We start from the raw sequence: 22,786 nt of genomic DNA, 5'->3' as shown, positions 1-22,786 counted from the left end.
TTCGTCCTCTTTTGGGATCCGGGCGGCTGAGCGAGGCGGCGCTCAGGCGAGCACGATGACGGGGGTGCCGATCGACGTCCAGGCGTAGAGCTGCTCGGCCTTGTCGTCGCGTTGGCGCACGCAGCCCAGCGACAGGGTGTCGCCGAGCTCTGCTTCGGACTGCACGGGCGTGTCGCGCCAGCCTCGGGGAATGGAGTGGAAGCCGATCCAGTCGCCTTCTTCGTCGGTCGTGAATCGCACCATGTGCTCCATGGTGACCAGCCAGTTGTACGAGATCGCATCCTCCGACTTGGAGGTGATCGCATAGCGACCCGGCAACGGCGACTCGGCATGCCCGCTGACGGGATAGTTGTCGACGACGCTGCCGTCGGCGTCGATCAGCCACACCCACTGGCCGCCCCGGTCGTAGATGACGTGAGGTGACCCCGCCAGCCCGACATCGGGCGCCTTGTTGCCGCTGTGCCACAGCGTCCGGCCGTCTGGTGCCACCACCGACAGTGCACCGTCGTCGCCGAGCCCGAGCACCGCGCCGGTCGCGCTGCGGGTGCCGGTGCTCCACAGCTTGGCCGATTTCCCGTCCGACGAATCGTCGGGAAAGCCAGGGCTGGCGGCGTCGTAGAGGGCAAGTTCTCCCGTGGTGCGCATCACCAGCAGCGGTGTCGTCGCCGCCACAGGCCCGCTCGTCCACAGCGTGCCGTGCAGGCCCAGTCCGTCGTCGGTGTCACGCAGCACCAGACGGCCGTCGGGTTCGAGCGTCAGCCGGTACCAGCCATTCGGCGAGCCGACCGACTGACCGACTGACAGGTACTCGCCAGCACCCAGCACCACGGTCGATCGCGGCGCGGGGCGACGCCGATCGGAGGGGTCGGCGACCCCGACGGGGCTGCCGGTTCGCCAAGAAGCGTCGTACTCGGTGTGCCAGTGCCAGCTCGGCTCGGTGCCCAGATCGTCAATCGGGCCCGCAGCCGACACCGGCCCCGCCGCCAGCAAGGCCGTCGCCACAACGGCCGCGACACCGATCGCCGCCGTGATTCGGCGTCGCGGCGGCGTCGTGGCAAGCACGTAGTGCGAGAGTACGGCAGCATCTCCGCCCGCGGCAAGATGCTTCTCGACACAACGCGCAGCGGTGTTCAGACACGTGGCGACAAGCGTGACATGCCGGTGCCGCGATGCCATAGGGTTCGGCCGTCGGCCGAATCGAGCGGGGGCAACGGCACCATGTCGATGAAGGGAATGCAGGACAGCCAAGTGCTGTCGTTCAACGAGCAGATCGTCGCGGAGTTCCGGGAGAACGAGGGACGCTGCGGCGGCATGTTCGAGGGCAACCCGATGCTGCTGATGACCATGACGGGGGCACGCAGCGGGCGCCGGCTCACCAGCCCGCTCACCTACCACCGCCACGGCGACGACTACGTCGTGATGGCCTCGGCCGGCGGCCATCCCAGCCATCCCGCCTGGTACCACAACATTGTGGCCAACCCGCAGGTGACGCTGGAAGTCGGCACCGAGTCGTTCGGCGCCGACGCCGTGGTTCTCGAAGGCGACGAGCGGGCAGCGGCGTTCGCTGCGATGTGCGAGGCCATGCCCCGCTTCGGCGACTATCAGGAAGCGGTCGACCGTGAGATTCCCATCGTGGCCCTGCGCCCTGCCGGCTGAAGCCGGCTCAGCATTTCGAGAGCACCTGTACTGAGGTGCGGGAGGCAACGATGATCGAGGTTCCGGTGTGTGTCATCGGCTGCGGGCCGATCGGGCTCACCGGGGCGCTGCTGCTGGCGCGCCACGGTGTGCCCTCGCTGCTGGTGGAACGGCGCAGCGAGCTCAACACCCATCCCCGTTCTCGCTTCGTGGACACCAACACGATGGAGCTGCTGCGCGAGTTCGGCCTCGACAAGGCGGTGGAAGACACCGGTCTGGGCCCCGACTGGACGGCCTTCAACCGATGGTCCGACAGCCTCGCCGTCGAGCCGTACGCGAGCATCCCGAGCCCCACGTTCTTCAGCGTGCCGGGGCCGAACAGCCCGTGCGTGCCGGTGATGACTGCCCAAGACCAGGTGGAGGCCGCCCTGATGTCCCGGGTGGTCGAAGAGCCGATGATCACCGTGCGGTTCGACACCGAGGCCATCGAGCTCACCCAGACCGATGACGCCGCCCGGCTGACGCTGCGCGACACCAACACCGGCGAGCGCCAGTCGGTGAGCGCGCAGTACGTCATCGGGGCCGACGGGCCCGGCAGCGACTCGCGCGACGCGATCGGCACCAATCTGGAGGCCGAGCCACGGCCCATGCATCTCCAAGACGTGATCTTCCACGCCGACCTCGACGCATACGTGGGGGAGCGCAAAGGGTCGCTGCTGTACACCACCACACCGTTGGGCGTGGTGATCTTCCAGCCGCTCGACGGGCGCCGACGCTGGCGCTGCCAGATCGTGGTAGGCGACGAGCACCTGATCTCCGAGGAAACCGTCGGCGTGCGCATCCGCGCAGCGCTGGGCACCGAAGACGACGTCGAGCTCGAGATCGTCTCCATGCGCATGTGGCAGCCGACGCCGGGTTGCGTGACGAAGTTCTCCGGTGGCCGCATCTTCCTCGCCGGCGATGCCGCACATGTCTCGATTCCCACAGGCGGCATGGGCAACAACGTCGGGTTCGCCGGCGCTCGCAATCTGGCGTGGAAGCTGGCCTATGTGGTGCGCGGCCTGGCGCCCGCGTCGATTCTCGACACCTACGAGGTTGAGCATCGCCCGATCGCGCTCGAGCGGATCGCGTACGGGGTCGGCACCACCGATCACATGGCCGAGATGATGGGCGGCCACATGCGAGGCGAAGACATCGACGCCCACGTCGCGGCGACCCACCAGTACGCCGACTACGACCATGTGCTGCTCGGCTTCGAGATGTCGTCGAGCCTTATCGCCGCCGAGGCCGATCCGCCGCCGCATCTCGACGACCCCCGTACCGAATTCGTCCCGCTGGTGCGGTCGGGCCGGCGCGCACCCCATGTCTGGGTCGACGCCGACGCCGGCGAGTCGGTGCTCGACTGGTACGGATCGTCCTACGTGCTGCTGGTTGGCTCGCAGTGCTCTCGTGCCGCTTGGGAGGCCGCAGCCGCCACCCTGCCCGCCGGCGGCGTGCCCCTCGAGGTGCGCCAGCTGCCCGCCGATGTCCCTGCCAGCCCCTATGAAGCCGATGCGGTCGTCCTCGTCCGCCCCGACGGGATCATCGCCTGGCATCGCCGCCACTCTGACGGCCCTCCCGACACGTCCGAGCTCGCCGCCCGCCTGCCCAGCCACGCCCGCTGAACCACGACCCACCGGCCGCCCAGGCCGAAGTCGCCGCACGCATCCGGGCTGCCTTTGAGCGCACCCGCACCACCCAAGCGGAGTTCGCGGCACTGGTGGGCACCAGCGCGTCGCGGCTCAACACCTACATCAACGCCAAGGTCACCCCTTCAGCGGCGATGCTCATTCGCATCGAGCGCGCCGCGAACTCGTCGTAAGAGGCAGAGCCGATAGGCGAAGCCGTGGCCCGAGCGGCCCGTGAGCGACAGCGAACAAGAGCGGGAATCAACTGGTGCGACCGCGGGAAGGATCATCTCTCCGCGTATCTGTTAACGAAACGCGCGGACAGGTGAGCCTGTCCGCTGCCGTGCAGCCACAGCGGTCTGTGGCGGTGGGCTATTGCTCGGTGCTGTCGGCGAGTTCGCTCAGCACGGCGCCTGCCACTTCGGCGACGTCCCAGCTTGAGGTGTCCACGGCGGCGAGCCGGTCGAACGCAGCGTCGACCTCGCCGGCGCGGCGTTCGGCGTAGTCGCGAGCGTTGTAATGGGTCGGGATCACGAACTGCCCAGCTGCCACGCCGTCGAAGGCACGCTGCGCCACGACGGCGGCCGGCATCCCCCGTTCGATCACGGCCCGGGCGAGGGGTTCGGGCTCGGTCGGGCCGCCGAAGGCGCTGGGCCGATGCCCGCCCGATGCCCACAGGTTGCTGGCTGTCAGCCCCGGACACAGCACGCTGATGCCCAGATGCGGCGCCAGCTCTGCCCGCATCGCCTCGCACATGCCCAGCACAGCGTGCTTGGAAGCGGTGTAGGCGCCCGCACCGGCATGGGGCAGGCCCAAGGAGTGCTCTGAGCCGGTCGCCAGCAGCCATCCGGGCGTCTCGTCGGCGGCCATTGGTTGCCCGAATGCACGCAGCGTGGCCAGCACCCCGAAGAAGTTGACTTCCAGCACCCAGCGGGCATCGCTCATGTCGCCGTCGAGCAGCGGCCCGCCCGAAGCAGACACCCCAGCGTTGGCGCACACCAGGCCAGGGGTGCCGTGCGCTGCACGCAGTTCGCCGGCCAAGGCCCCCAGCGCATCGTGGTCGGTCACGTCGCAGGGCATCGCCAGCACCTCGGCGTTCGGTGCCGCGCCGGCTGAACGCACCTCGTCGGCGGTCCGCTGCGCCGCAGCGGCGTCGATGTCGGCGATCGCCACCGTCGCAGCACCTCGCCGGGCGGCTTCGTGCGCCAGTGCGGCGCCGATGCCGTTGCCCGCGCCGGTCACCACCACCAAGCGTCCCTCGACCACCCCGGTCGCGCCGCTCACGTCGGCCGCCCGGCGCGCATCTCGCTCGCCGTCATCGCCGAGTCTTCGGTGCCGGCCTCAATCTCGTTCACGATGAACTCCCCTCCGAACCGCTCCCGACACCGCTCGCCGCAGCGTGCGGGCAGGTGAGCACCGGCATCTCGGTGATGGCGTTGAACCACACGCTGCCCATTGGCGTGTACGGCTCGGCGAGCGTCAGGTCGGGCAGCCGCCGGTACAGCTCGCTGAGCAGGCAGCGCAGCTGGGTGCGCGCCACCGACGCCCCCAAGCAGAAGTGCGGCCCGGCGCCGAATGCCAAGTGCGACGACGCGTTGGGCCGCAGGATGTCGAACCGGTTCGGGTCGTCGAACACCTCGGCGTCTCGGTTGGCCGAGATGTACGACAGGTACACCTTGTCGCCCTTGGTGATCGTGGCGCCTTCCATCTCGACGTCTTCGGTGGCGGTGCGGCAGAACTGCATCACCGGCGGCGAGTAGCGCAGCACCTCCTCGATGGCGTTCGGCAGCCGCCCGTCGAGGTCTTCGAGCAGCAGCGCCTTCTGGTCGGGGTGCTCGTCCATCAGCCGCACGAAATGGGCGGTGGTGTTGCGGGTGGTCTCGTGCCCGGCGATCGACAGGGTCACGAAGAACTGCGTGATCTCGTCGGGAGTGAGGCTGCGGCCGTCCACCTCGCCGTGGGTGTACTTCGACAGCATCGTGTCGCTGTCGAGATCGCCGCTGTTCTTCACCAGGTCGTCCAAGAACAGGTACAGCTCGAACATGGTGTGCTCGAAGTTCTCGGCGAACTCGACGTTGGCGACGTTGTTGGCGATGCGCAGGTACTCACGGCGCTGCTCCTGGGGGACGCCCATCATCTGGCACAGCAGGATCATCGGCAGCTCTGCCGCGGCTTCGAACACGAACTCGGCGCGGTCTTTCGCGGCCAGCTCGGCGACCACGTTCGCGGCTTCGGCCTCGATGAACGGCTCCAACGCGGCGATGCGCCGCGGCGTCATGCCCGGCTGCAGCAGCCGCCGGTACGAGGTGTGCTGCGGGGGGTCCATGCCCATCAGGCCCGAGCGCTGCGCCTGCAGGGCGATCGGGTTCTGCTGCACGTCCACCCACAGCACCGAGTTCTCCCAGGCCGAGAAACGGGCGGGATCCTTGGAGACGGCATCCACGTCGTCGTAGCGGCTGAGCACCCAGAAGCCCGTACACGGAACGTGCATGTGCTCGACAGGCGGTGGCGGGTTCCACCACACCGGCGCTTCGCGGCGCAGCACCTCCAAGTACTCATACGGCGCCTCGCCGATGCTGGCCATGTCGGCCTGGCTTGCCAGGTTCAGGTCCCCCGGTCGCAACCCCATGACACCTCCCGTGTCCAGTCGTCCGCGTTCGGCCGCGGTGCATTCCGATGCGGTGTGCTGCGGTGACCCTACGCCACCGCTACGGCCGCCTCGGTCCGAGGCTCAGTTTCAGGGTCCAAATGACAGAGATGGCATTTCGGTGCATCTATCTTGAGATCCGTGGAAGTGATTCCGCCATTGACAGGGGCGGCCACTCGCGGTACTCGTCGTAGTTTTGCCAAGCCCTGATCGTGGATCGATTCGAGGTACTCAGCCCATGACCTTCGCCCGAACCCGATGGCGCGTCGCGCAGCACCGGCTAGTTGCCGTAGTGGCCCTCGCGACCGCCGCGTCGGTGCTAGTGCCGCTCGCCTCGCCCGCCGGGGCCACCACCACCTCGGCCGTCACGGTGACCAGCGAAGCCAGCGAGATCTTCGAAGGCGGCACCGCCGTGTTCACCTTCCACGCCGATCCGCCCCCCACGTCGCCGCTCACGGTCACCTACGACGTGAGCGAAGGCAGCCACAACACGCTGCGGGACGACCAATCTGGCACCAAGACGGTCACGATTCCCGCGAACCAAGCGAGCTTCACCGTCCAGTTCACGGTCCGCGACGAAACCCGCTACCTCTGGGCCGGCAAGGAGACGTCCAAACTTCAGGGCTACGGGGAGGAACCATATTGCCAGAACGACAACAGCAACGGGCTGCCATTCCTACCCCCCATTAGTGAGGCAGGCGCGAATCAAGACGACCCTCAAACCGGAGAGAAGTTCGATATAGCGAAGCATGGCGACAAGCAGTGCGCCCGCATTTTGGGGGACTTGTCAAATCCGAGCCAAGAGCCGAACACACGCGGGAAGGTATGGGTCCGAATCACTGATGTGGAAACGGGCGGAAAGATCGGCGACACGAAATCAGGTCTAGTTCAGGTGCGGGATAGGTCCCTGTGGAAGGACCGGCTGGCCATCGTCCAGACAGGCGGCGGTATCTCGGTGGCGGAGAACGGCGGCACCGATACCTACACGGTTGCGCTCACCCGGAAGCCCAGCAGCAACGTGACGGTGACGGTCAAGTCGGCGAAGCCGGCGGCGGCCACCGTGAAGACCACCGGCGCGGCCAGCGCGACCGCGACGCTGACGTTCACCCCATCGAACTGGAGCGCTCCGCAGACGGTCACCGTGACCGGTGTCGATGACAGCGTCGTGCAGAGCTCGGGCAAGCGAACGGCAGTCATCAACCACACTGCCAAATCGTCGGACAGGAACTACGAGGGCGCCACAAAGCAGCTCACCGCAACGGTCACCGACGACGACGCGGCGAAAGCCGTCATCAATCTGAGCACCGATGTCACATCAGTCAACGAAGACGTGGCCTCCGCTCCGACGGTGACCGTCACCGCGACCCTTGCCAACGGCCTGACCTTCGAAGCCGCCAAGACCGTGGCCGTGAAGGTGGCCGACACCGGAGCGCAGAACGCTGTCAAGTTGACGGCGAGCCCGGACCCGTTCGATATCACCATCCCGGCGGGTCAGAACTCCGCTACGGGTTCCTTCGCACTGACCCCCGCCGACAACAACGCCGAGAACCCCGATGGGGTCGTCACCGTCAGCGGAACCTCCGGCGGTACTACCGTGAACTCCGCAAAGATCGCGCTGGTCGACGACGAGACGAAGCTGGTGCCTCGGGTCAGCATCTCGGTCGATCATTCCGCGATCAAGGAGAACGACACGCCGAACGAGGCCCTCGTGACCGTCACGGTCAACAAGGCGCCCTCGCAGACCATCGATGTCGGCTACACCGTCTCGTCTGACAGCGCCGTACAGGACCAGGACTACCAGGTCTCGGGGCGCTTGGACAAGAAAATTGAGTTCGAGAGCACCTCGTCCAGCCTCACCGCCCAGGGATCAATCATCGCACTGAACGACACCTTGACCAACGAAGGCGCCGAGACAGTCACGATCACGCTGAACGCCGGCGACGGCTACCGGCTTGGCGCGAACAAGAGCGTCACCATCACCATCGAGGACAACACAGCGGCACCCTCGGAACCGGTCGTCAAATTCGGCAGGGCTGAGCCGAGCGACTACGGCAACGGGGCGGGTCGCCTCGCCGAGAACTGGCCTACCGAAGACGTACGGGTGATGCTCGACCCAGTGCCCGCATCGGCCACCACGCTCAAATACGGATTGTCGGGTACCGCCACGTTGGACAGCGACTACAGCATCACGGGCGTCACCAGCGCCACGGCAACCCTCTCGGTGCCTGCGTATGCCCGAAATGTTGATATTCCGGTCAGCATCACCGACGACTCCGATGTCGAATCCGACGAAACGGTGGTGCTGACGCTGACCACGGGCCCCGGCTACACGCTCGGCACCACCAAGGTGTACTCCATGACCATCGTCGACAATGACACGGGCGTGACGGTGACCGAGTCGGGTACGCCTGCGGGCACGACGGTTGCCGAGAATGGCGGCACCGACACATACACGGTCGTGCTGGACAGCGAACCCGCGGCCAATGTGGTGGTGACGGTGACCGCGGACACGCCGGGGGCGGCGACGGTGAACAAGTCGGGAGGCACGGCGGGCGCGTCGCAGACGCTCACGTTCACACCGTCGGACTGGAACCAGGCGCAGACGGTCACGGTGACCGGCGTGAACGACAACGTCAACAATGACGGTGACAAGCGCACCGTGACCATCAGCCACGCGGTGACCACCGGCGACGGATCGAAGTACACCACGTCGATGTCGGTGCCCAGCGTGACGGTGACCGTGACCGACGACGACACCGAGAGCACCAGCGCCACACCGGGCGTGACGGTCTCGCCGTTGCAGGTGAGCGTGACCGAGACCGAGATTGTCGGCGACGCGAACTACACCGTCGTGCTCAACAGCCAGCCAGCGAGAAGCGTGACCATCCGCGCCACCAGCTCCCTCCCCGACGGGAGCGTATATGCACTGATTAAACGCGCAGCAAGCCCGCATGGCTTCGGGTCCTTCGCGGACCTGACGTTCACGCTTGCAAATTGGGATAAGCCGCAGACCGTGACCGTCCGCGGCGTGCATGACCATGTCGACAATTCCGGCGACAAGCGCACCGTGACCATCAGCCACGAGGTGAGGAACGGCGACGGCGCCGGCTACCCAACGACTCGCGAGATCGACGGCGTCACCGTCGATGTCACTGACATTGACACTGCGGGTGTGACGGTGACTGAGTCGGGTACGCCTGCGGGCACGGCGGTTGCCGAGAATGGCGGCACCGACACGTACACGGTGGTGCTGGACAGCAAGCCCGCTTCCGATGTGGCGGTGACGGTGACCTCTCCCACGCCGGGGGCGGCGACGGTGAACAAGTCGGGAGGCACGGCGGGCGCGTCGCAGACGCTCACGTTCACACCGTCGGACTGGAACCAGGCGCAGACGGTCACGGTGACCGGCGTGAACGACAACATCGACAATTCCGGTGACAAGCGCACCGTGACCATCAGCCACGCGGTGACCACCGGCGACGGATCGAAGTACACCAAGTCGATGTCGGTGCCCAGCGTGACGGTGACCGTGACCGACGACGACCCGGCTCCACCGCGAACCACGTCGACGCCGACCACGCCGCGTGCGAGTTTCGGTTCGGGGTCGCACTCAGGCGGCGAGGCGTCAGGTTCGCGCAGCGTGAGGGTGCCGGTGCACTTGTCGGCGGCGGCCCCCGCAGGCGGGCTGACCGTGAGCTACACCGTGGAGGGAACCGCTGTGCCGGGCTCCGATTACACGGGGGTGGGCTCGTCAGTGTCGGTCAGGGCGGGTCAGATGTCTGCGACGATCCCAGTGACGATCCTCGACGACGCTGTCGATGAGGATGCCGAGACGGTGGTGCTCACCCTCAACGAGCACGCCGACTACACGCTGGGCAGTCCCATGAGCACAAAAGTCATGATCACCGACAATGACGACCCGGCGCCGAGGCAGACGCAGACGCCGTCGACGAACGGCAATACCGGCACGACGTCCAATTCGGACACCTCCCAGCGCAGCAGCAATAGCGGTACGTCCTCGCAGGGTGCCCCGTCGGCGCCGCCCGAGGTAGAGCTGCGACTCGGCCCGGCGTCGGCGGGGAGCATCTCGCTCGGCGAGTCGAGCGAGATGACTGTCGAGCTGGAACGTGCGGTGCGCCGATGGGTGCGAGTGTTCATCGAGATCGACAGCACGGCCAGTCTGACCGACGACTACACCGTGGATGCCGATGTGGGCGACGGCTGGGTGTCGCTGGGCGAGAATCCTCGCCGGCTGACATTCGACCTGCCACCCGAAGACACCGACGCCCGAGTGCGGGTGACCTCGCGGGACAGCAGCGGACCCGACACCTCCGTCACGCTGAGCGTCACGATCGGCGACCGGTCGTTCGCCGCAAGCTCGGTCGTGACGATCGTCCCTGTCGGCGAAGCCGAGATCGTCTCCTCGGGCGACCCCGATGCCTCCGCCACCGACGACGACGGCGCCGATGGTGATGGCGACGGAGAAGACGGAGAAGTCGTTGACGGCGATGGCGCTGACGGCGACGGCGATGGAGCTGACGGCGACGGCGACGGTGATGGCGATGGAGCTGACGGCGACGGCGACGATGATGGTGCCGACGGTGACGGTGACGGTGACGACTCTGACGGCGACGACGAGGCCGAGGATGACGGCGATGACGCTGAGGATGACTCCGCCGACGTGGATGACAGCGGGCACGCGGTCGAGCCGGAATCGCTCGGGAGCGTTGTGCGCACCGATGACGGCTGGTTCGTTCTCTACACCGTCGAGCCCGGCGACACGCTCCGCGGCATAGCGCTGACGTTCTACCGGGACGACGAGGCCTGGCAGCGCATCTACGACGCAAACCGAGGGCGCCGCATGAGCGACGGCTACACGCTCACCAGCGCCGACATGATCCGCGCCGGCTGGATTCTGCGTGTGCCCCTGCCGATCTCGGCACCCAGCACGGCTGCCGCAGCCGACGCTTCCTACGTCATCTATTGCGTCATGCAAGGCGACATGCTCGGGACGATCGCGCAGCGCATCTATGGCGACAGCTCGCTGTACAACCGCATCGTGCTGGCCAACCGCGGCCAGCGACAGGCAGACGGCCAGACGTTCGTCCACGGCGATCGGATCGACGTCGGCTGGCTGCTGCGCATCCCCGTCGCGGGCGCCTAGCGCGCCATTTGTAGGCTTCGGCTTTGGTCGACGCTGCTGACGCGGCCATCCGCATCGACACGGACAACCAATTGGGAGACCGAACGTGAGCAAGCTCTTTGGGGTCTATGGGCGCTGGGTCGGGAATCGGCCGTGGACGGCCCTTGGGCTGATGCTGGTCATCACCGTCGTCGCCGTGTTCGGCTTCAGCCGCACCGCCGACACCGCGGATGTGCAAGATGCGTTTCTGCCCAGCGGCAGCGAACTGGTCACCGCCATCGACAAACTCGGCGAGAGCTTCCCTGCCTCGGCCGAGTTGGAAGCGGTGCAGGTAGTGCTGCGCGGCGACGTGCTGAGTCCCGCCGGGGCTGCCGATTCGATCGCAGCAACCGAGACCGTGGCCGCCCACGCCGATCTGTCGAACTATCTGTTCGCCCCCCGCCCGCCGGTCTCGCCGGGCCACGTTCTGGCAGCCATGGTGGCTGGGCCCAACGGCGACCCTCGCAGCGTCGATGTGGCGGCGATGTCCCAAGACGATCTCGATGCCGTCATCGCAGCAGCCACCGCGGCCGATCCCGAGCTGGCCGGGTTCCTGGACGAGCTAGTGGCACGCGATGGCGACGGCACTGTGGTCGGCGGCATCGGCATCGTGACCGTGAACGCCGGGGGCGACCCCGACGGGCTGGCCGAGGCGCAGCTGGCCGCCGACGAGAGCGTGCAGGCAATGCCGCTGGGCGGGCTCGACTCTGTGCGAGCGGCGTCGGGCGGCAAGAGCGACCAGGAATCCGACGACTCCAGCCAGGCCTCCATGATGCTGCTGATGGGGGTTGCGTTCCTGGTGATCGCGATTCTGCTGACGCTGTTCTACCGACAGGTCTCCGACGTGCTGCTGTCGATGGGCGGCCTGATCCTGACCATCTTGTGGGCGCTGGGCTTCCAAGGGCTGCTCGGGCCCAACGGGCTCGGCGTGATCGGCGCGCCCAGCGTGCTGGGCCAGATGGTGCCGGTAATGCTTATCGGCCTGTGCGTGGACTACGGCATCCAGGGCACGTCTCGCTACCGAGAGGTGCGCAGCGAGGGCGGCGCCGCGGCCGACGGCATCGCGAAATCGGTCGCCGGAGTGATGCTGCCGCTCGGGCTCGCGGGAGTCACCACCATCGTCAGCTTCCTCACCAACCTGCTGGGCGACATCTCGGGCCTGGGCGACTTCGGCGTGGTGGCCGCCGTGGGCGTCCTCAGCGGACTGACGGTGTTCCTCACCGCCGTCCCCGCAGTGCGGGCCATTCTGGACCGCCGCGGCGAAGCCAAGGGACGCCTGCCGCAGCTGCGACCGATCGACCAAGCCATCCCTGGCGCGGGCACGCTGGTGCGCGCCGTCGGCGGCGCCACGGTGCGGCGCCCGGCGGTCATCCTGGTGGCGACCGGGGTGGTGACGGTGATCTTCATGGCGCTGTCCACCCAGCTCGGCACCGAATTCAACTCCAACGACTTCATCCCCGACGGCACGCAGAGCAAGGAAGATGCGCTGTTCATGTCGGAGAACCTCGGCGGCAACACCGAGCCGGTGACTGTGCTGGTCGAAGCCGACCTGTCCGACGACCGCACGCTGCGCAACCTGCTCGACTTCTCCAACGCCATCGAGGACTCGTCGCAGCGACCGGCTGCGGTCAGCAGCGACATCACCAACTCGCTGGGCGTCTACGTCCAGAATCTGCCCCCGGAGCTGCAAGCCGAGATCGGGGCCGAGCTGGCCCTGGGACAGGTGAACCCGCTCTCGCTGGACGGTGCAACCATCGACCGGGTGCTGGGCATCATGCGCGACCACAACCCTGCGCAGTTCGACTCGCTGGTCGCGTTCGGCGAAGGCGGTGCCGACGATCGCACCATCTTGCAGTTCAACGCGCTCACCGGCGACGCCGACCGCACCCGGGAGCTGTTCGCCGACGTGGACGGCCTGTGGTTCGGCGACGACTCCGAGATCACCCCGGTCGCCACCGAGATCACCTCCCTCGAGGTCACCGACAGCCTCACCGAGAGCCAGGCGTCGTCGATCCTGTTCACCATCATCGCAGCGCTGATCGTGCTGATCCTGTTCTTCTGGATCACCGAATTCCGGCCCATGCTGGCGGTGCTGTCGGTGCTGCCGATCCTGCTGGTGCTGGTGTGGGTGCTGGGCACCATGGTGCTGCTGGGCTACAGCTACAACGTGATCACTGCGCTCATCACAGCGCTATCGATAGGCATCGGCGTCGATTACACCATTCATGTCACCCATCGATTCATCGAAGAAGTCGACCATGGCAAGTCGATCGGCGAGGCCATCAACATCACCATGGGCACCACCGGCGGGGCGCTGATCGGCTCGGCGCTCACCACGGCGCTTGGCTTCATGGTGCTGGTATTCAGCCCGATCGCGCCGATGGGTCAGTTCGGCCTGCTCACTGCGATTACGGTCACGTACTCGCTGATCGCCGCAGTGGTGGTGCTGCCGCCGATGCTGGTGACGTGGGCTGCCTACCACCAGTGGCGCAAGAACAACATGGGCGAGCTGGAGTCGGCCTGAGCCGCGGCGGGCATCGGGCGCCGGGCTGGTTCTTGCGGCCTGGGCTTGCGGCCTGTGCTCACCGGCGTCGGCTTGCGGCTTCGGGTCAGTGAGAACCACCTGATGAGCAGCGGGCGATGACATCGGTGCTGGGCGCGCTTCGCAAAGAGCGCTACGACGTCATCTTGACGATCAGCGTGGCCGTCGTGGTGCTGTCCGCCTTCGGTGCCGACGTGCTGAGTTCCATCGGCGGGCTGATCGGCTTGGTGCTGATCGTCGGCACGCTGATCGAGTCTTCTGAGCATCGGCCTCGTTGGATATGGGTGCTGCTGGCCACAGTGGCTGCGGCAGTCGCGGTCGAGATCGGGTTGGTGAGCGCTCCCGATGCCGTGGTGGGCCCGATCGCGTTGACGTTGCTGGGAGGCGCCGCCGCGGCGGTGGTGACCCGCCAAGTGCTGTCGCGGCCGTTCGCCGGCACCACGTCTATTGCTGCGTCTGCGTGCGCGTACCTGCTCATCGGCTACGCCTTCGCTGCGCTGTACCTGGTGATCGACCGTGTCGGGGGGGCACCGTTCTTGAACTCGGGCGAGGCACTCACGCCCGAGTCCGCGGTGTACTTCAGCTTCGTCACGCTCACCACGCTGGGCTTCGGCGATCTGACGCCGTCGGCGGACGGCGGACGGGTCATCGTGACGCTCGAAGCGATGGCAGGCGTGTTCTATGTGGCCATCGCCGTGGCCCGCCTCGTCACCGGTTTCACCGCCCCAGCCTCTGGCTCTGCCTCCACCCCCGCCGCCACCCCTGCCCCCGCCTCTGGTGTTGCACCCGCCCCCGGCGCCGAACCGTCCAGCGCGGGCGAGGCTGTCGGCGAAGGCATGCCAAACACCGACTCAAAGCGGCAGCCATGAACGAGACATCAGCATCAGGTGCTCGACGGGGCTGACGGGGACCCGCCAGTCGGTCCCGTCGCCACCGCACACACTTCCTGCTCATTGGAGCGTCAGCCGTATGCGAGGTGGTGCCTCATTGCTCGGCGGACTACGGAACGGCGTTGTGGTCGGACACCGTCCGCACGCATCGAGCAGGGATGGGTCAGCACGATGCCGAGTCCTTCGGATTCCGGCGATAGCCCGGGAATGGTGATCCCATCGAAGACGTCACCGGTCATGTACGGCCGCGCCTGCTCCACTTCCGCAGGCGAGGACGCGAGGTACAGCTCCGACGGTGAGCCAGGGGCTTCGAGCGCTTCGGCTGACAAGCGAGGCGGCCTAGCTGTCCGGACCGGTGAGTCGCAGGCCCGGCAGTCCGTCTGGAGCGGTGAACACCTCCACATCGGAGCGGTACCGGGCGCGCCAGTCGGGTTCGAACTCGTCCAAGACCCGCTCGGGGTCACCAGACTGCTCGTGGGCGAGTGCGAGAACGAGATCGAAGCGCTCAGACGCCATCAAGTCGAGTCCGTTGAGCGGCGCCTCAGGGTGCAATGGTGTTTCGAGCCATCCTGCGACGTCAGCGATGATGAAGCGCTTCGCTGCTATCTCACAGAGCGCGACGATTCGGGCGACGCGCCGACGGTTGTCGCCGGTGGCTGACTCGCCTCGCCGCCACTTGCGCACCGCAGGGACCGACACTCCGGCGATCTTGGCGATGTCTCGCCACGAGAAGCCCAGTGTGCTCAGCCGGTCCAGCAGCGTCGGCAGCTGTTCCCGCGCGTGACGCACCGTCAGTGAGCGCAGTTCCTCCTCGAGGCTGTCCGAATGCAACTGCCCGATGGACTCGTGAAGCTCCCGAGAATCGTGGATCAACGACTCGCTGCGGTTGCGCAAGTAGCCGATGTCGTCCACGACATCCTGAATTGTTCTGGTCCGTTCCAAGCGGGGCGGGGCATGGCCGACCGAGGCTCCGGTGGGTGCGTCATCAATGTGTCGAATAGCGCTCATGTCGGGTCCTTAGTGTGCTGATCGAACACTTCCGCGCGGAGTCTGTCGGTGACGGCAATCTTGAAGAAGTCGCTCGCCGCCTGATGCACCTGATCGCAAAGTTCGAGGATGCCGTCCGCCGCAAACTCAGGGATCTCATCGTCGCCACTCCAGAACGCATCGGAGTCGAGCAGGAAATACGGCCCGGCGGGTGCAACCGACTTGCGACGGGTCGGTCCCTGCGGGTCCACGGCGTAGCCCTCCTGAGGCCCGTAGCGCACATTCAACGCGCAAGAAGCCTCTGTCTGATACTGGATGAGGCCCTGCCAGGTCGTCGGATTCATCCCATCTGGCCTCAAGTCGGCGGCGGCCGCTGCCAGCAGGCGCGGGTTGATGTAACCGTCCCAGCCGTCGGGCCCGCCGCCGGCATCCGGCACCCGAATCTCGTCGATGTACCGCAGGCCGATCCGCAGCAGGCCGTCAGGCGCACAGATGCGCTCCAATGCCTCAGTGACCTGCTTCGCCAGCGGCCGAAAGTGCTCAACCCACCCCGCGTAGACGGTCGTCTCCAAGACCAGCGCGTCGCTCCTCACCACCAGTGCAGTCGCCTGGTCACGGGCACAGAACCTCGGCGACGAGCGCTGCTCCACCTGCGGAGGCATTGCAGAATTGATGGGCACACCGATCTGGTGCTCGATCTGCGGCGCCATGACCGGCAAGCTGTCGCGCACAGCTTCCTTCATCGCCGCTACGGCAGCATCGGTCAGGCCACCCGCAATTTCGGGGTACCGAATCTCCAGCACAGTCAAGACGAGCGGCGGGTTCAGGAACGGCGGCGTGCTACCGGCGCGACGGTCTGCGATAACCAAAAGTATAACCAAGTGTGTTACACAACCAGTCCGTCAAGAGCAGCGCAACGCCGTAGCCCCCACCTCTGGTCTTGCATCCGCCTCCGGTGCCGAGCCGCCCGGCGTGACGAGCCCATCGACCGATTAACGCCCGGCACGAGCGCAACGCCGTGACGCCTAGCGTCAGTCGAGGCAGCGGCGAGCGAAGGAGAGAACGGGTGAACGACACGCAGGCTCTAGGCGACGACGGCGCGAGCCGGGACGAGAGAGATCGGCTGGACGCGGCGTCCGGCGGGACGCAGCACGCACTGGCCGAGCTGCCGACACCTGAGGCCTTCGCCCGAGTGTGTGCTGCGGATCCCGAGTTGGCGTTGTCGTGCCGATTCTGGAACGGCGGCATCCGATTTGGCATCGGTGAGGCCTGGTTGGGCTTTGCCGTTACCGACGGCGAGATCGTGCCCAAGCTGCCGGCCGCAGCCGGAGCGGGGATCATCACCGTGACCGGTTCACCCGAAGCGTGGGCGCCGCTGCTGGAAGTGCCCCAGCCGCGGCTCGCCCGGCTCGTGCCGATGATGGCGCTGGGCGTACTGGACAACAGCGAGACCGAGCAGTTGACGCTGTGGCAGTACCTGCCGGCACTCGAGCGGGCGGCTGAACTGTTGCGCGAGCTAGCGGGTGCGGCGATATCGGGCGCTGCAGGCGAGGCCGACGAGACTGCGGGGGCGCACAGTGCAAGGCCGAGCGCCGTGGCACCTGCGGCGAACGGGGGAGATCCGCCGTCGGGGGCCGGCGCCAAGGATGCGACGGGTGACCGGTCGGCTGCGCATGTGTCGTCTTTGGGCGCACCGCAGGCTCGCCACGACAGTCCCGTGGGCCGCTTTGTCCATGTGGATCTCGTAGATCCGCAGGGGCGCAGCGCCGACTACCGGATCTACTACGAGGAGGCAGGCAGCGGCATCCCGCTGCTGGCACAACACACAGCGGGCGCCCAGAGCCTCCAGTGGCGCCACCTGTTCGAATGCACCGACATCACCGACCGGTTCCGCCTGATCGCCTACGACCTGCCTTATCACGGAAAGTCGCTGCCTCCCCAAGGCGTGCCGTGGTGGCACGAGCAGTATCGGCTGGAAGGGGCATTCCTGCGGCAAGTGCCCTTGGCGCTGAGCGCGGCGCTGGATCTGGACCGACCGGCCTTCGTGGGCTGCTCGGTGGGGGGCTTGCTGGCGCTGGACCTGGCGCTGCGTCACCCCGAGGCATTCCGCGCGGTGATCTCGGTGGGAGGTGCGCTGCATGTCGGCGGCGACTGGGAAGGATTCGCGGCTGCCTCACACCCGGCCGTCTCCAGCAACGCCAAGGCTCGGCTGATGGAGAGCCTGTGCGGCCCCGATGCACCCACGCCGTTCGTCAAGGAGGTGTCCCATGTCTATTCGGCTGCGTGGCCGCCGGCCTTCTGGGGCGATCTCTACTACTACATGGTCGAATTCGACCTGCGAGAGCGTGCCGGCGAGATCGACACCGGCCAAGTCGGGGTACACATCCTCAACGGAGAGCACGACTGGTCGGGGCTTGCCGAGTACGGGCAGGCGGCCCATGAGGCCATTGCGGGCTCGACGTTCGCCGTGATGGACGGCATCGGCCACTTCGGCATGCAAGAACACCCAGAGGCATTCATTCCGCATCTGCTGGACGTGCTCGACCGCATCGAAGCCGACAGCACGCGCTGAGGCAGCCGGCCTATGGACCTGTGGGGTCGTCGGTCTCGCTGGGGAGAGGGCGACCGTTGATATCGAGTGTCGTCTCTATGCGTGCCAGACGGTCGGTGTGGTCCATGAGCACGCTGTTGACCTGATCGAACCTTTGGTTGACCTGGTCGAACCTTTGGTTGACCTGGTCGAACTTTCGGTCGGTCTCGACGAAGCGGGCGTTCATCTCGCTGCGCAGGCTGCTGATTTCGCCTCGCAGGTCGCTGATTTCGCCGCGGATGCTGCTGGTTTCGCCGCTGATTTCGCCTCGCAGGTCGCTGATTTCGCCGCGGATGCTGCTGGTTTCGCCGCTGATCTCGCCGCGCAGGCTGCTGACTTCTTCGCTCATCCCGCTGCGCAGGCTGCTGATTTGTTCGCTCATCTCGCTGCGCAGGCTGCTGACTTCTTCGCTCACGCGGTCGAGAGCGGAGACAATGAACAGGAACATGCCGCCGACGAGCGCTGTGATGACGGCGCCGAGAACCGTGGCGAGCAGTGTCGTGGAACGCTGATGGACGCCGTGCCGATGTTCGGGTGCGATGGTCTGCGCCCTGATGGGCGGGGGCTCGGCCTGCTGAGCAGTCGCGGACTCGACGGCCTGTCCGCCGTCGTGTTCGGTCACGGTCTCGATGGTAGCCACGCCTGTCCCTCGGTTTGACTGCGGACGGATTCCCGTGGGGGTGAACGTAGGCAGGCGTCCGGCTCGGTGCAAGCGGATTTCTCGCGGCAGTTGAACCGGCCGGGGCTGGGGCGGTTCAGCCGTCGAAAGGAGCTGCCCAAGCCTCCGGGCGGATGACGGTGTTCATCTCGGTGCCGGTGCCGGTGTCGGTGTCGGTGATGGCCTTGACGGCGATACGCCGCCATTCGGGCAATCGCTCCGGACGGCCCGAAGCCATTGCCGATGTCAGTCGCTCACGTCGAATGCTGTGTGCAGGAAGTAGGCGAGGTCCAAGCGCGTTGCCGGATTGCAGCGCAGGCTGCGACCAGCGGCGCACGCTGCGGCCACAGACTCAGTGCCGATAGGTCCATTGTGGCGGCGGGTTGCGGCGAGCAGCACCCCGCCGGCCGCCTCCATCTTGCTGATCGCCATGTCGGGGCAGAACCTCCGACTGACAGCGTCGCAGTAGCTCATCACACCGGCCGCGAGGGCGGCGTCGATGGCATCGCCATGTCGGTGGCCGGCGCTGTCGACGGCACCGCGCAGGCCCGCTGGCGCTGCCAGATCGGCAGCCGCGGTCAGCGTCGCGGCGAATTCTGCACGTGAGACGGTGTCGTCGGGGCAGAACCTCTCACCGTGTGCATCGCAAGCGCTCATCAGCCCCGCATCGGTGACGGAGGCGGCGACATCATCGGCGGGTCCCGGTGTCATGTCTGCGAAAGCCGGCCGGATCGGCGCGTAGGTGAAGCGAGCCGCAGCGGTGATGGGGATGCGACGCAGCGCAGCGCAGCTGTTGCGCAAGATGAGATTCGGCGCGTTGGAGATGACCGCGAAACTCAGCTCATGCCTGCTGCGGGCGTCGACGCGACCCGCAACCGCCATGACGTCGTTGAGCCCGCCGCTCTTGGACCTGACCGGATTCGCCTCGTCACCGCCGGCACCCCCCCACGAGGGACTGCACCGAATCAGCGAGCCTGTCTTGCCGGCTACCGAGAGGCCCTCGAGCAGCGGGCCGTCGCGCTGTGCCCGCTCGAGCAGTGCCACCGCGGCACGGCAGGACATCTGGTTGTGCACCGACAGACCTGAGCCGTCGACCATCTCGATCTCATCAGACACCGGGCCCAGCGCCTTCGACAGCACCGCTGCTGCACCGATCACTGCCTGCGCGCGGGCTGAGCCTGTGGTGCGATAGCCGATCTCTTTGAGGAGCATCTCCGCTGCGGTGTTCTCCGAATATGAACCCGTGCGTTCGATGATGGTGCCCAGCGCGGGTGAGCTGATCGACGCCAGCTCGACACGGCGAGTGCCGCCGGGCGCGACGCCCGATCGTGGCCGGTGCCGGATCACCAGTCCGCGGGCTTCGAGCAAGTCGTCGAACACCGACGCGGCACCCTGAGCGGGATCCGACGATCGGGTGTGGGCCTGACGCTCGCTGCGATGGCGCAGGTAGCCGTCGTTGAGCGTCAAGCCGCCGAGCGGTCCGGCGAGATTGGTGTAGCGATACGACGGCTTCCACACCGAGTCGTCGGCCCCCTCCGCTGGGCGGTCGACGGTGTGGGAGACGTAGTCGCGTTCGTTGTCGGGGTACCGGCTGCCGTCGCCGACGATCGCGCCGTCCACGATGCGCACGCCATGCTCGGTGAGTGCCGCTTTCACCGACGCAGCCAACCGGTCGGCATCGGTGAACGGCCGCTCTCCCCACAAGCGGCGCATGTAGCCCTTGGTCGCAAGCACCGGATCGCCGCCGCCGACCAGATGCACATCGCCGCGCAGCACGCCACCACGCACCGCGGCCAGATCGCCCGCATCCACCACCACCCGGGTCTCGAAGCGGTGGTCGGCGCCCATCAATTCGAGCGCCGCAGTGACGGTGGCCAGCTTCATCAGCGACGCAGGGACCATCATCTCGGTGTGGCGATGCTCCACGAGCGGTACGCCGTCCACCGACACGCTCATGCACGTATCCGCCGGAGTGTCGTTGCGTGACAGCAGGGCACTGAAGTCGTCGGTGAGCCGATCCTGCCACTGCTCAGTCTGCGCACCTGCCGGTACGGCATGGGCCAGTGCCAAGACTGTTGCGAGAACTATCGCCACCGCCGTGCGAATCCAGCGGCGTCGATGCTCGGTCACAGGGGTGGGGCTCAGTGCGGGTGGCTCGGCCGGCCTCGCGCTGCCGAACGAGGTGCCGACCGCCCAGCTCACGCCCCCGTCGAGCGCTTGTTGATGTCGGCAGCCACGTCGGTGTCTGCGCCGCTCATGCAGCCACGGTAACACTCAGCAGCCGGCTCGCCCCCTCGCGATATTGTCGATCTGCGCCCGCGTCAGCACAAGATCGGCTGGGCGATTTGCTCTACTGTGAGGAAAGAGCCGCTACCCAGGTTAGATGTGCCCTCGGATTCTGTGCTAGGTTGCGGCGGGGTCCGCGCGCGTTCGGGAGCGCGGGTTTCGGGGGCGTTACGGTTCGTATGGACCTGACAGCCGCCCAGACAGGGGGAGCAATGGCAACCGACCTTGAGAACTTCGTCAACGCAGACCGACGCGAGGAGCAGATCGCCGAAGTCGAGGCCCAAATCGCGGCCGAAGGCATCCAGTACCTGTACTGCCAATTCGTGTCTGTCACTGGCCGGATCATGGGCAAGGGCATACCTGCCAAGCACTTCGGGATGATCGCCCGCAAGGGCTTCCAATTGGTCTATGGCTCCACCGCCAATCTCTTCATCGATCGTCATGGCAACTACATCGGCTATGGCCCCGAGGCCCGCGAGCTCGTCGGCATCGGCGAGCCCGAGACGTTCATGCGGCTGCCGTGGGACCCCAAGACGGCCCGCGTGTGGTGCACCCTGTTCCGGGGTCGTGAGGAAGAGGTGGACGGCGGCGCCTTCCTGACATCGGACTGCCGAGGCAACCTGAAGCGGCTCCATGCCGACTTCGAGGCCAAGCACGGTCTGCACCTGCGGGCCGGCTGCGAGCCCGAGATGATGTGGCTCAAGGCCGACGCCGACGGTAAGCCGACCGTGGAGGGCATGACCAGGCCGAACTGCTACCACATCGACCAGTTCGCCGAGCTGCAGCCGATCATCCACAAGGTGATCGAGTACTGCACGGACATGGGTCTCGAAATGATCCAAGGCGACCACGAGGACGCCCCCGGCCAGCTCGAGCTGAACTTCCAATTCGACCGGGCCGAGCTCACCGCCGACCGGCTCACCACCTACCGCCAAGTCTGCAAGCAGGTCGGCCGTGAGATGGGCGCCTTCCCGTGTTTCATGCCGAAGCCCTTCATGGGAGTGTCGGCCAATGGCTGCCACCACAACATCTCGCTGTGGGACGCAGACGGCAACAACAAGTTCATGCCCGAGGGTGACGACCCGCAGTTGCCCGGCCCTGTGGGCATGAAGGCCATCGGCGGCATTCTCGAGCACGTCCGAGGGCTCACCTGCCTGAGCGCGCCGACGGTCAATTCTTACCGGAGGCTGTGGGATACCGGCTTTTGGGCGCCTGTCTTCGCGGACTGGGGCTTCCAGAACCGCACGACTGCTTTGCGGATCAGTGCGCCGGGTCGCTTCGAGTACCGAACGGCCGACAGCTCGGTCAACCCGCACCTGTCCTTCGCGGGGCTCTTGATGGCGATGGACGACGGCCTCGACCGCGGCCTCGACCCAGGCCCGCCCGAAGAGCGCAACATCTACGAGGCCGTGGAGTCGGGCAAGGACGTGCAGAAGATCCCGCTCACCCTCGGCGAGGCCCTTGAGGCGTTCGACGCAGACGAAGTCGTCAAGGCGGCTCTGCCCGGCGAGATGTACAAGGTGTTCATGCATTACAAGACCGACGAGTGGGAGCGGTTCCTGCACACCGTCTCCGACTGGGACGTGGAGGAATACCTCGACATCCTGCCCTGACCGCCTGCCGACGCTGCTGATTGCAGGGCCGGCGCACCTAGAGCAACGAATTTTGCAGACCAAGAAAGAACAGACGCACCCACGAAGGA

General features: G+C 66.7%; 17 protein-coding genes. 8 read left to right on the top strand and 9 right to left on the bottom strand.

From position 1 onward, the window contains the following. Nucleotides 1–42 precede the first annotated feature (42 nt). Nucleotides 43–1,062, bottom strand: a complete 1,020-nt coding sequence (locus ACOOF5_RS04175; protein ID WP_420436931.1) for a L,D-transpeptidase family protein — start codon at nucleotides 1,060–1,062, stop codon at nucleotides 43–45. Nucleotides 1,063–1,218: 156 nt separating this feature from the next. Between ACOOF5_RS04175 and ACOOF5_RS04170 the strand changes: the two genes are divergently transcribed. From ACOOF5_RS04170 to ACOOF5_RS04160, 3 genes are read left to right on the top strand one after another with little or no spacing between them, the layout of a single operon-like run. Further along, nucleotides 1,219–1,656 carry a nitroreductase family deazaflavin-dependent oxidoreductase gene (locus tag ACOOF5_RS04170; RefSeq protein ID WP_420436929.1) on the top strand — a complete coding sequence of 146 codons (438 nt, stop codon included), beginning with the start codon at nucleotides 1,219–1,221 and terminating at the stop codon, nucleotides 1,654–1,656. 50 nt (nucleotides 1,657–1,706) lie between these two features. Further along, a complete protein-coding gene (locus tag ACOOF5_RS04165) occupies nucleotides 1,707–3,299 on the top strand; it encodes an FAD-dependent monooxygenase (protein WP_420436927.1) in 1,593 nt (530 codons plus the stop codon). Next, nucleotides 3,296–3,496 carry a helix-turn-helix domain-containing protein gene (locus ACOOF5_RS04160; protein ID WP_420440877.1) on the top strand — a complete coding sequence of 67 codons (201 nt, stop codon included), beginning with the start codon at nucleotides 3,296–3,298 and terminating at the stop codon, nucleotides 3,494–3,496. Before ACOOF5_RS04165 ends, ACOOF5_RS04160 begins: the two co-directional genes overlap by 4 nt. 178 nt (nucleotides 3,497–3,674) lie before the next feature. Here ACOOF5_RS04160 and ACOOF5_RS04155 read toward each other — a convergent pair whose 3' ends face one another. Then, on the bottom strand, nucleotides 3,675–4,586 hold the full coding sequence (locus tag ACOOF5_RS04155; protein ID WP_420436925.1) for an SDR family NAD(P)-dependent oxidoreductase: 912 nt from the start codon (nucleotides 4,584–4,586) through the stop codon (nucleotides 3,675–3,677). Between the two features lie 67 nt (nucleotides 4,587–4,653). Further along, nucleotides 4,654–5,931, bottom strand: a complete 1,278-nt coding sequence (locus ACOOF5_RS04150; RefSeq protein WP_420436923.1) for a cytochrome P450 — start codon at nucleotides 5,929–5,931, stop codon at nucleotides 4,654–4,656. Nucleotides 5,932–6,187: 256 nt separating this feature from the next. Between ACOOF5_RS04150 and ACOOF5_RS04145 the strand changes: the two genes are divergently transcribed. From ACOOF5_RS04145 to ACOOF5_RS04135, 3 genes are all read left to right on the top strand, one after another. Next, nucleotides 6,188–11,113 carry a Calx-beta domain-containing protein gene (locus tag ACOOF5_RS04145; RefSeq protein WP_420436921.1) on the top strand — a complete coding sequence of 1,642 codons (4,926 nt, stop codon included), beginning with the start codon at nucleotides 6,188–6,190 and terminating at the stop codon, nucleotides 11,111–11,113. A gap of 85 nt (nucleotides 11,114–11,198) precedes the next feature. Then, on the top strand, nucleotides 11,199–13,655 hold the full coding sequence (locus ACOOF5_RS04140) for an efflux RND transporter permease subunit (protein ID WP_420436919.1): 2,457 nt from the start codon (nucleotides 11,199–11,201) through the stop codon (nucleotides 13,653–13,655). Between the two features lie 116 nt (nucleotides 13,656–13,771). Then, nucleotides 13,772–14,542, top strand: a complete 771-nt coding sequence (locus ACOOF5_RS04135; protein ID WP_420436917.1) for an ion channel — start codon at nucleotides 13,772–13,774, stop codon at nucleotides 14,540–14,542. 92 nt (nucleotides 14,543–14,634) lie between these two features. Here ACOOF5_RS04135 and ACOOF5_RS04130 read toward each other — a convergent pair whose 3' ends face one another. The 3 genes from ACOOF5_RS04130 to ACOOF5_RS04120 are packed head-to-tail and all read right to left on the bottom strand — an operon-like array spanning nucleotide 14,635 to nucleotide 16,419. Then, nucleotides 14,635–14,892, bottom strand: coding sequence for a hypothetical protein (locus ACOOF5_RS04130; RefSeq protein ID WP_420436915.1), 258 nt, complete (start codon nucleotides 14,890–14,892; stop codon nucleotides 14,635–14,637). A gap of 10 nt (nucleotides 14,893–14,902) precedes the next feature. Next, nucleotides 14,903–15,571: a hypothetical protein gene (locus tag ACOOF5_RS04125; protein ID WP_420436913.1), complete on the bottom strand. Its 669-nt coding sequence runs from the start codon at nucleotides 15,569–15,571 to the stop codon at nucleotides 14,903–14,905. Continuing rightward, complete coding sequence (locus ACOOF5_RS04120) at nucleotides 15,568–16,419, bottom strand: TIGR04255 family protein (RefSeq protein ID WP_420436911.1); 852 nt, start codon at nucleotides 16,417–16,419, stop codon at nucleotides 15,568–15,570. The genes ACOOF5_RS04125 and ACOOF5_RS04120 overlap by 4 nt, the downstream gene beginning before the upstream one ends. A 197-nt stretch (nucleotides 16,420–16,616) precedes the next feature. Here ACOOF5_RS04120 and ACOOF5_RS04115 point away from each other — a divergent pair, with 197 nt between their 5' ends. Then, entirely contained in the window at nucleotides 16,617–18,122 is a 1,506-nt protein-coding gene (locus ACOOF5_RS04115) for an alpha/beta fold hydrolase (protein WP_420436909.1), read from the top strand. 10 nt (nucleotides 18,123–18,132) lie between these two features. Here ACOOF5_RS04115 and ACOOF5_RS04110 read toward each other — a convergent pair whose 3' ends face one another. From ACOOF5_RS04110 to ACOOF5_RS04100, 3 genes are all read right to left on the bottom strand, one after another. Further along, a complete protein-coding gene (locus ACOOF5_RS04110) occupies nucleotides 18,133–18,762 on the bottom strand; it encodes a hypothetical protein (protein WP_420436907.1) in 630 nt (209 codons plus the stop codon). Nucleotides 18,763–18,895: 133 nt separating this feature from the next. Further along, nucleotides 18,896–19,036 (bottom strand): hypothetical protein, encoded by a 141-nt coding sequence (locus ACOOF5_RS04105; RefSeq protein WP_420436905.1) that lies wholly within the window; start codon nucleotides 19,034–19,036, stop codon nucleotides 18,896–18,898. A gap of 8 nt (nucleotides 19,037–19,044) precedes the next feature. After that, nucleotides 19,045–20,928: a D-alanyl-D-alanine carboxypeptidase/D-alanyl-D-alanine-endopeptidase gene (locus ACOOF5_RS04100; protein WP_420436903.1), complete on the bottom strand. Its 1,884-nt coding sequence runs from the start codon at nucleotides 20,926–20,928 to the stop codon at nucleotides 19,045–19,047. A gap of 368 nt (nucleotides 20,929–21,296) precedes the next feature. Between ACOOF5_RS04100 and ACOOF5_RS04095 the strand changes: the two genes are divergently transcribed. Then, the gene (locus tag ACOOF5_RS04095; RefSeq protein ID WP_420436901.1) at nucleotides 21,297–22,697 is read left to right on the top strand and encodes a glutamine synthetase family protein; all 1,401 of its coding nucleotides are present in this window, start codon (nucleotides 21,297–21,299) and stop codon (nucleotides 22,695–22,697) included. The last annotated feature ends 89 nt before the right edge of the window (nucleotides 22,698–22,786 follow it).

This window comes from Candidatus Poriferisodalis sp. (genome assembly GCF_965214215.1).
Lineage (GTDB): Bacteria > Actinomycetota > Acidimicrobiia > Acidimicrobiales > Poriferisodalaceae > Poriferisodalis.
The sequence above is the reverse complement of the archived record's forward strand: the minus strand, read 5'-3'. Positions and strand labels throughout refer to the sequence as shown.

What these genes read in the sequence shown, in the direction of transcription:
- ACOOF5_RS04170 (WP_420436929.1), top strand. Translation starts at nt 1,219, where the DNA reads ATGTCGATGAAGGGAATGCAGGACAGCCAAGTGCTGTCGTTCAACGAG.
- ACOOF5_RS04165 (WP_420436927.1), top strand. Translation starts at nt 1,707, where the DNA reads ATGATCGAGGTTCCGGTGTGTGTCATCGGCTGCGGGCCGATCGGGCTC.
- ACOOF5_RS04150 (WP_420436923.1), bottom strand. Translation starts at nt 5,931, where the DNA reads ATGGGGTTGCGACCGGGGGACCTGAACCTGGCAAGCCAGGCCGACATG.
- ACOOF5_RS04145 (WP_420436921.1), top strand. Translation starts at nt 6,188, where the DNA reads ATGACCTTCGCCCGAACCCGATGGCGCGTCGCGCAGCACCGGCTAGTT.
- ACOOF5_RS04135 (WP_420436917.1), top strand. Translation starts at nt 13,772, where the DNA reads ATGACATCGGTGCTGGGCGCGCTTCGCAAAGAGCGCTACGACGTCATC.
- ACOOF5_RS04125 (WP_420436913.1), bottom strand. Translation starts at nt 15,571, where the DNA reads ATGAGCGCTATTCGACACATTGATGACGCACCCACCGGAGCCTCGGTC.
- ACOOF5_RS04105 (WP_420436905.1), bottom strand. Translation starts at nt 19,036, where the DNA reads ATGGCTTCGGGCCGTCCGGAGCGATTGCCCGAATGGCGGCGTATCGCC.
- ACOOF5_RS04095 (WP_420436901.1), top strand. Translation starts at nt 21,297, where the DNA reads ATGGCAACCGACCTTGAGAACTTCGTCAACGCAGACCGACGCGAGGAG.